Origin of the sequence: Desulfotomaculum copahuensis (genome assembly GCF_001655685.1) — a bacterium.
Lineage (GTDB): Bacteria > Bacillota > Desulfotomaculia > Desulfotomaculales > Desulfovirgulaceae > Desulfotomaculum_G > Desulfotomaculum_G copahuensis.
Genome location: NZ_LYVF01000167.1, coordinates 39521 through 49214 on the forward strand (window position 1 = coordinate 39521; position 9694 = coordinate 49214).

General features: G+C 53.5%; 4 protein-coding genes and 1 tRNA gene. 1 reads left to right on the forward strand and 4 read right to left on the reverse strand.

The window, feature by feature from the left end:
* Window positions 1–201 precede the first annotated feature (201 nt).
* Together A6M21_RS11805 and A6M21_RS11810 are read right to left on the reverse strand one after the other, a co-directional pair.
* On the reverse strand, window positions 202–510 hold the full coding sequence (locus A6M21_RS11805) for a hypothetical protein (protein ID WP_151191917.1): 309 nt from the start codon (window positions 508–510) through the stop codon (window positions 202–204).
* A gap of 215 nt (window positions 511–725) precedes the next feature.
* Window positions 726–1790 carry a hypothetical protein gene (locus tag A6M21_RS11810; RefSeq protein WP_066669039.1) on the reverse strand — a complete coding sequence of 355 codons (1065 nt, stop codon included), beginning with the start codon at window positions 1788–1790 and terminating at the stop codon, window positions 726–728.
* 156 nt (window positions 1791–1946) lie between these two features.
* Between A6M21_RS11810 and A6M21_RS11815 the strand changes: the two genes are divergently transcribed.
* Window positions 1947–2029, forward strand: a tRNA-Leu gene (locus A6M21_RS11815).
* A 167-nt stretch (window positions 2030–2196) separates the two neighbouring features.
* On the opposite strand, the gene A6M21_RS11820 is transcribed toward A6M21_RS11815, so the two are convergent.
* Both A6M21_RS11820 and A6M21_RS11825 read right to left on the reverse strand, forming a co-directional pair.
* Entirely contained in the window at window positions 2197–4740 is a 2544-nt protein-coding gene (locus A6M21_RS11820) for a cation-translocating P-type ATPase (protein ID WP_066669041.1), read from the reverse strand.
* A 410-nt stretch (window positions 4741–5150) separates the two neighbouring features.
* Entirely contained in the window at window positions 5151–9446 is a 4296-nt protein-coding gene (locus A6M21_RS11825) for a 5'-nucleotidase C-terminal domain-containing protein (protein ID WP_161486054.1), read from the reverse strand.
* Window positions 9447–9694: the final 248 nt, after the last annotated feature.

Here is a 9694-nt window from a genome sequence, read left to right on the forward strand (position 1 = left end):
GCCGCCCCGCCGCCGGGCGGGGCGCCGCATTACGGGTGGAGCGGGGAACAGGCCGGCATAATGCCCGCCGGCAGGGGGCGGGGTGTGGATGAGACGGGGAAAGCGGGCGCGGCATGGCGGGAATGGGGTTTGTTTGCGGCCTTGCGCCGGAAAATGGTTTGCCTGTGGGCAGGCTGTTTCCGGCAGTAAACGGTCCGGCCGTTAAGCGGGCGGCGCCATTTTTTGCAGCACCTGGATCACCTGTTTGGCCCGCCGGTCGTGTTCCTGGACATGGGTGAAAAAATCGAGCAAAAATTGTCTTATCTTTTCGTCTTTGGCCACCGGCGGCTTGAGCAGGTGGCGGATCAGCAGGATCATGGATTTAAGATGTTCCGTCAGTTCCCGGTCGGGCCGGCCGGACAATTCCATGTTGCGGATCTTGGCCGCGCAGGCGCGGCTGATCTCGGGCACGGTCTTGTCTTTCAGGCCGCCCATAAAGGCCATAAAATTATAGAGATCAGGACTCATCATCATGGTATGCTCCTTAATGCCTTTGCCGCGTAATGGCACGTTCTGTGACCGGCCGCCGTTCCCGCGCGCGCCGTCCGTTAATTTTGCCGGTTATTTGATCACTCGGCACTTTTCACGGGCGATTGACAGTGCCAAAAAAATATTTTTTTAGCAGCCGGGCGTCAAGACAAGCCCGGCTGTTTTCCGGTATTGTCGCCAGGTTCCCGTAAGCGGATTCAGCGCAGCAGGTTGGGCAGGCTGAGCAGGATCTCCAGCAGAAACAGGGCGACAATGGCCAGTTCCAATACCGTGGATTGCTGGTTCACCATCCGGTTGCTGAGCATGGTGTAGTTTTGCAGTACCACGGACAATTTTCGCTCGATGCTTTCCATCCAGGCCCGGGTGCGGAAAACGGTCAGCGCCGCCCCGTAGACCCGGGCGTAAAACACGTCCTCGGTCACTTTGAGCGAATTCTGGATGCGTTCGGTAATTTCATTCACATCCACCACCAGTTCCATCAACCGGTTCATGATATGCCGGTACTGGTTCAAACGCCGGAACCGGGTAACTGTCTCGGCATCCTCGATGGCGTCGTACATACGGGCCATTTCATCACTGAGCAGGCTGTCGTAGTAGCGCAGCTCAAGCAACTGGGTGGCGGCAAACTCGAGCAGGTCCGGGATGTCGTAGCTTCCGGCGGCGTCATAAACCAGCGCCGAAGCCCAGGTGATAATGGCCAGGTCGTCCGGGCCGTAAGAGAAAGAATGACGCAGTGTTTCCCGGCGCACCTGTTCGCTGACCGGTTGTGCTTCGGCCAGCAGCAGGGGTACCGGGTCCCAGTCCGGTTGCCAGTCCTGAAAATAAAAGATGGTGTAGTCTTCCTCAAATCCCTGGACGCCGGGATGCTTCATGGTGCCGGCCAATTCCTTTTGTATCCGGCACAGCCTGTCCTGGAAGATCCCGGCGCAGCTGCCGGAATCATTGAGATAAATGGCCAGGGAGCGGATTTGGTCATAGCCGGTTTCCGGGGGCAGGGAAACTTGCATGAGCAGGCTGATGACCCCCAGATCATATACTTTGCCGGTGAAGTTTACGGTAAAATTCCGCCCGGCGAGACTGACTTGTTCATCCCCCAGTTCCACCGTCACCGGCGGATTGGGTATGTGGACGGCCCGGGGACGGGCGATGGCCAGGCGCAGGCGGGAAGTCGGCCTGCGCCTGGACAGGATCTGTTCCACCTGTTCCAGGCTGATTTCCTCGGCTACGTCAAACAGCCGGTAGAGTAAAATGGAGTTGGACATAAATTCCTTGATCCTTTCCAGCGGGTGATTTTCAGCGCATCAAGCACTGGTTTGAATTGCAGCTATCCGTAATTCCGCGCGGCCCTTCCGGCTTTGATATATTATTTCCTTGACAAACGGCCGGCATGAGTCATATAATTGTAAATGTAACGTTGTGTCGGAGTGGCGGAACAGGCAGACGCGCACGTTTGAGGGGCGTGTGGGAAACCGTGCGGGTTCGAGTCCCGCCTCCGACACCATCCGCAACCAAACCGTTTGCATGGTTGCTTTTCCAGCGCTACCGTTGTCGCATATGGTTTAGAAGTTAAGCGTCATGTTCACCCGATCAGCAAGAATTTTATTCGTGGGCCTGCAGGCCCACGTTTTATTTTGAACCGGGGACAATGCAATTTAATGAAAGGTTTTTTCATGTTTTCCGTTTCTCCTTGATACGGGTGGCGAGTTTGACAAGCTCAAACCACATCACGGCGGCAAAGGCAATTACAATGGCGAGCAGGAATTGGCGGCCTGTCAACGGCGCCAGTTTCAGAAATCTGGAAGCCGGCGTATAAATCATCAGAATCAGCCCGGCAAATGTTCCTACTGAGACCACCCACATTACCCAATCTCCGGCAAGCCGCTTCATTGACTGGACAGCAAAGTCGGTATGTGAACTGTTGACCTGTACGAGCAGAATGTTGCAGAATAATATGATGGCGATACCCATAGTGCGGGCAACAGCTGCATTTTCTTGTGGATTGGCCTGTAAAACGGCCAAATAGGTGCCAAATGAAGCCGTAAAAACTGCAATGCCCTGCAACAGGAATTTAGTGAGGCTTTTGGCATTTAATATCTTTTCATTTGGATTGCGCGGCGGACGTTCCATGATACTCCGCTCGGCTGGTTGGCGTTCCAGCACTATTGAGCATGTCGGGTCGATAACAAGTTCCAGCAGTACGATATGTACCGGTAAAAGCATCAAACCGGACGGATTGATACCAAGCAGCGGTGCAAACAAAGAAGCACAGGCGATTGGAATATGGATGGAAAAAACATAGCCCACGGCTTTTTTGATATTGTCGTAAATTCTTCTGCCGTCTTTGATTGTATCCACAATCGTCGAAAAATTATCATCCAGCAATATTAAATCGGCTGCCTCCCGGGATACCTCGGAGCCGCGCTTGCCCATGGCGATACCGATATCCGCATACTTGAGTGCCGGGGCGTCATTGACCCCGTCGCCCGTCATGGCAACCACCTCGCCGATGTCTTTGAAGGCCTTGACGATACGCATCTTGTGTTCCGGTACGACGCGGGAAAAAATATTGACCTCCCGGACACGCGCTCTGAGTTCTTCATCCGGGATGCTTGCCAGCTCGTCGCCCGTAATTATTTTGTCGCTGTTTGGCATGCCGACCTGCCTGGCAATAGAACTGGCGGTGACGCCATTATCGCCCGTGATCATCACAACCCGGACGCCGGCCCCGGTACAGCGCTTGATGTCTTCCCTGACGGATTCTCTTGGCGGGTCGGCCAGTCCGATTAAACCACGCAACTGCAACCGGCAGTCAGACAGCGCGGGAGGAACATCATTGGCGTTGCCGGTGTTCATTTGTCCCACTGCGATTACGCGCAGACCCTTTTGTGACATTTCAACGGCTTTCTCCTCCGCCCGTTTTCGTTCCTCCGGAGTGAGTTCGCAAATGTTCAGGATGCGTTCCGGCGAACCTTTGGCGGCAATTATGAAGCTGCTGCCACGCTTCCAGACATGTCCCATCATTTTTGCTTGATTAGTAAACGGGTATTCCGTCACCAGTTCGCCGGCAAAAAGCTGCTCTCTGGTGATATTCATATTTTCACAATGGTCAAGCATAGCCTTTTCCATCGGGTCATAAGTTTCAATTTCACATGCCATACCCATAATTTCGCTCAGGCGCTTTTCATCGCCATCCAACGCCCATGTTTCACGAACTGTCATTTGATTGAGGGTGATTGTACCTGTTTTGTCCACGCAGAGCACAGAAACTGCGCCAAGGGTCTCCACAGCCGGCAGTTTGCGTACAAGTGAATGCTTCTTTGCCAGACGCCATGCGCCCATGGAAAGAAAAACAGTCAAAATAACCGGAAATTCCTCCGGGATCATGGCCATGGCCAGGGTGATGCCGGACAGCAGGCTCTCAACAAGCCGGTCTTTAAACATATGGCCGGGAATATTAAACCAGGTGATACAACCCACCAGGGCGAAAAGAACTGCAGCCATACCCGCGGAAAACTTTACCAGTGCGCCGGTTTGCTTTTGCAGAGGGGTCGGGTTTTCCGGCGCATTTGCGATATGCGTGCCGATTTTTCCATATTCAGTTGCCGCGCCGGTTTTTTCCACCATTACCGCCGCACTGCCCTGGATGACAAGTGTTCCGGCATAGCAGCAGTCACGACGCCAGTAATCCCCGGTCTCCCGGCCGGCACTCCCGGCAGCGGCCTTCCATACACCTTCAGCCTCGCCGGTAAGGGTGGATTCATCAACGCAAAGGTCATTTGCCCGGATTATTTTGCCATCAGCGGGAATTTTTACGCCTTCGGCAATCAGCATGATATCGCCGGGGACCAGATCCAGGCTGTTTATTGTTTTTTCTTCACCGTCGCGTATAACTTTGATCTGCGGTGCGGAAAGCTCTTTTAGCGCCATCAAGGTTTTGTCCGTTTTCCATTTCTGGATAACATCGATACTGATGATGCCAAGGACGAAAACGAGCATGATCGCGCCGTCATGCGGCTCACCCAGGGCAAAATAGATCACGGCAGCCGCGAGCAGCAGCAAAAACATAGGCTCGGACAGGGCTTTTAAAATCTCATGATAGATGTTTTCTTTTTGCCCCGGGGTTAGTTCGTTTTTACCGAATTTCTTTTGAAGTTCTTTGGCTTGTTCGGTTGTCAGGCCACTCGGGCGGGGATTGTCATTTTGTCCGGTCATAATAATTATCAGCCGTTCACCCGTTCCTTGTATAATATGGCCGGCAGGGTTTCAGCCGGCCGGTCCTTGTTATCTTGAGCACAATATACAGTCTTCCCGGGAGTAAGTCAAGCAATTTGTTGGCAGCGTGTTTCGTTTCCTGATTTGTACCGGCTGCTGCTTCCGGTTCCGCCCGCCGTCCCGGGAGCAGCCCGGTTTTACATCAGGCCGGCAACCACTTGACTGCATCAAGTGGTTGCCGGCCTGGTTGAAGATATTAGTTTGAAGATGGCGCTCCAAAAGGCGGTGGTCGTCCGGCCTTTTTCACCGTGGATTGTGCTCGAAAGATCACGGCCGTTAGCTATACTGCCGGTACGCCAGTAAATTAGCGGTGCGGTCGCGAGCGACGGGCAGTTACGGTTGTATCCCGCTTATTTTTTTAACGCGTTTACGATCACCGCCGCCGCTTCCGCCCGGGTGGTTTTCCCTTTGGGTTTGAATGTCTTGTCCGGGTAACCATGCATAATCCCTTGTCCGACAGCTGTAATCACGGAGTTTTTGGCCCAGGATGAGATTTCCGCGCGGTCGGTGAAGGCAAGTTCTCCCGCGGCCGGGCCAAGTTTTGCCGCTTTGCCGATCATGGCCGCCATCTGCTCACGGGTGACCGGTTCGTCCGGCCCGAAGTTCTTTTCATCATAACCACTGATTATTCCATAGGATGCCGCCGTGGCAATGGTGTTTTTAGCCCAGTGGTTTGCCGTATCGGTGAACACTTTGCCCGTCTTGGGTTCAAGCTTGAAAGCCTTGACCAGCATGGTGACGAACTCCGCCCGGCTAACCGGCTTGTCCGGCTTGAAGGATCCGTCCGGGTAGCCTGACACAGCACCCATGCCTAACAGTTTCTTAATGCTGTTTTCCGCCCAGTGGTTGCTGATGTCTTTCAATGTTGCCGCCGGTTGCGCCGGCTGTTTTATTGCCGTGGTGGATGCCAGCACGGCAAATTTGGTGAAGTGGTCGACGTTTACGGTAATCGTATTGCCGGAGACATTACCGCCGAGATTGACCCAGTTGGAGGATGCTTCATCGTAATAAAATACCGCCGGTTTTTGGCCGGGGGACAATGCGGCCGGGTCGAAGCTGAAAGTCAGGGTGACCGGCTTGTTGAAGCTGTAGTTGTTCTTGCCGTCAACGCTCAATTCGAACATGCCGCCGGCCAGTTTGAAGCCGGCAGGCACCGCCAGGGCATTGGTCACTTTTTGTATGCTGACCTGTACGTTGGAAGTTCCGTTCAGTGCACCGGCCGGGATGGAAATGACGGCATCACTGCCCAGGCTGACGGTGCCGCCTGTGCCCGGGGTAAGGGTGGCTGATCCGGTGCCGGGATTGGCCGTCTGTGTGGCGGTACCGCCGCCACTGCTGCCACTGCTGCCGCCGCTGCCGCCACTGCTGCCGCCGCCACTGCTGCCGCCGCCGCTGTCACCGCTGCCGCCGTTGTTACCGGAACCGGTTTCCTGGGTCACGGGCACCTTGGCAATAGACCAGTATTGTTCGGTCACCGGTGAAACCGTTTTGTTGTCCTGGACATACTTGATTAACAGGTTCCTTACCTGCCCGGCGTCGCCGAGTGTCTTCATTGAATCATATATGGCCCCTTGCCCGGGAGTGAGCCCCGCGGCCGCCATAAATCCCCCGCCGCCGTTGTAACGGTAGTTGTTTATCGCCACGGTGAATTCATCGGTATCCTTGACCAGTTGGCCGTTGTATTTGAGGTTCTTGATGCGGCTGCCGGCCGGTTCGGTCAGATCGATGGTATAACTGGCGCCGTATAACTGGTCCAGATTGTAATCCGGTATATTGTAAACCGCGTCCTTGACGGTGGGGTCGTTGGGGCTTGTCACCTGTTTGTAATAACGGGCCGAAAACTCCAGCCATTTTTTCAATTGCGCCCCCGTCATCTTAATGCTGTACAGGTAGTTCTCGTAAACATAAACTGATGAGATGTCTTTAATGGTCACGTCACCCCGGGGAATCAATGCCGTAGAGCTCAAAGGGGCGGCGATGGACAGTTGTGCCCCGGATGCATCCTTTTGCACTTTGTTGATCAAATCCATGATCGCTGTTTCTTCCACTGTCTGGGTGGCCCCGCTGAACGGTCCGGTGGCCTGCCCGATAACTGTCCCCAGGTATTGGATGGTCTGATCCTCGTCAGGCTTGTCCAGCGTATCCGTAATGTATGAATCCGCCGGGATGGAAGAATCCATGGCCACAGTTTTGGCGGACTCGCTTTTTATAGTCCACCGGTTGTTTTCCTTGCTTAAACCAAATTTCAACTGCGATACATATTTGCCCCAGCTTGAAGGTTCGGTAACAAGCACCGTATTCCCTGACGGGTTGGTGAAGGTGTCCTGCGGGATATTCGCGTGCGTATGACCGGCCACGATGGCGTCGATGCCGGACACCCCTTGGGCCACGGCCTTGATCTGGTTTTCCGGAATTATGTCACCGGGGCCTTCCTCTCCGCTGTGAATCACCGCCACCACAATGTCCGCTCCGGCTGCTTTTACCTGCGGCACCCACTTTTGGGCCTCATCGACCAGATCATTAAAATGCAGCCCTTGGTAATTATCAGGGCTTTCCCAGTCGGGAATGCATTTGGTGGTTAAACCCAGGATGCCCACCTTGACCACATCACCGTTTAATTCCGGAACAGATTTGATGTAGTAGGGATCCACAAAATTACTGCCGTCGCTTTTATAGGTATTGGCTGATAGAACATGTATGCCGCCGGTTTTGGCCTGATCAACCACCTTGTTCAGCATGTCCAGGCCGTAATTGAACTCATGGTTGCCCAATGTCCAGGTGTCATATTTCATGTAAGCCATGGTTTTTATCATCGGGTTGGGGGATGTTTTGTCGATGGTGGCATAATAAGTGGCCAACGGCGAACCCTGAATGGTATCCCCGTTGTCGACCAGGATCAAGTTCGGATCGAGTAGCCGCTGTTGATTGACATAAGTTGACACTTTGGCCAAACCATAGTCTGCCGCCGTTCCGGTATAATAGTCATAGGGGTAAATGTGACCATGCAGATCAGACGTCGCCAGAACATCTACATAACTTAGATTTGGGCTGTTGGAATTCTGAGCATTCTTAATCCTTCCCTGTAATTGGGCGGTAACATGTCCGTTCTGCTGTATATTTTGAGCCAGAGCATCCCTGACCAAAATGTTGGTGTCAAAAGATGTCACTGTTTTGTAGATGACAAATCCGTCACCGCCGCCGGACATGAAGTTGTTGGTAGCGACTTTGTACGTTTTGCTGTTATCGGTCATATCGACGGGGGTGCCGTCGGTTTTGCTGATGCTCACCACCCTGCTGCCGCTTGGTTTGGCGGGGTCGTAAGTAAACGTCAAACCGGCGACCTGGATGCCCTTGCCGCCGTCACCAACAGCCTGTTCCAGCAGGGTTTTGATTTGGGCGCCGGTCATACCGGCGGTGGTAATGGTGTTGTCAAAGGGCATAAAGGCATACAGAGTGCCCATGGTGATGTCGCCCTGGGGAATGTCAATGCGCAACCCGCCGTTGTTTGTAAATGCAAAATCGGTGGCTGCCGCTTTATTCATTGCATCGCAGGTCCAGTCGCCGGCCAGGGACTCGCCATAGGGAGAATCCGCCTGCGCCCTGGTCAACGCAACATCGGCGGTGCCCAACTTCTGGTTGAGAATTGGACCGACCTGGGTTTTGGCCTTGCTGACGATATCGCTTACCGCTTGATCAACTGCAGGGGATGGGGCTTTATAACCGTAAGGGAAAACCGTGCTGGTTGTATCGTCTGGAACATAGGAACTGTTGAAGGAAAGCGTACCGTTGTCATGCCTGGTGATTTTCAAATCAATGAAGCCCTTGCCGTAACAGTTGGCAATGGCCACCGGCGTGCCGTTTGCCGCCGTGGTGTTTACCAGATCGTGCGTATGTCCGCCCAGTACGGTGTCAACAAGGCCGCCGGGACCGCCCAGTTGATTGGCGACATCAAAGACGGGCCCGGTCTTGCTGTCGTAATTGTCCCCGGCATGAAGCAGGGCGATTACAATCTGCGCCCCGTTGGTCCGGGCATCTTGTGCCGCCTGCCTGATATTGTCGACGATGCTGCCGACGTCATAATCCTTGACATTGTCCGCCAGCACGATGTCCGGTAAGTCCTCGGTAATCGCGCCGACAACAGCAATTTTCACGCCGTCTTTAGTAAAAATTTCATAAGGGTCGAATACGCGATTTTTGGTACCTTTATAAAACAGGTTGGAACAAATGATTGGATAATTGGCAACACCGGGGGTAACATCTTTGGTTACTGTATCTAGACCCCAGTCAAATTCATGGTTGCCCAGTTCGGAAACCGCTACTCCAAGATTATTGAAAACATTCATTACCGGGACGCCTTTGAGCAGGTTGGAGGTAGCCGTTCCCTGATAATTGTCGCCGCCGGAAACGATCAGTGTGCGGCCGGGGTTGCCGTTAACAACATCTTTAATGTTATTGGCCATTACCGCAGCCACCGGGTTGCCGCCGGTGTCTTCCAGGTAGCCGTGAAAGTCCGTGATTTCAACAACGTCAAAAACCTTGTCGCTGCTATCGGCAAAGGCGTTGACGCCCGGCGCGGCCAGGCTGAAAATAAACGCTATAAGTATTAAAAGCGATAACAATCCGGAACGTTTCCTGGAAGTAAACATTGTTTCACCACCCATATAAATTTTTGTTGTTTGCGGGTATCTGCCGGCCTGTGCAGTCTCCCGGCAAACCTCCTTTCCGGCCGGCGGTTTTTTGCCCGAAGCGGGCAATTACACGCATATTTTATTTTAGAACCTTTAGGGATTTATTAATTGGTTGTAAGAAAACGGTTAAGTTATAGTAACGAGCGGGTTAACAGACTTGCGCCGGAGGGAAGCGGGACAGCCCGACTGGGGTGGACCCATTTGTC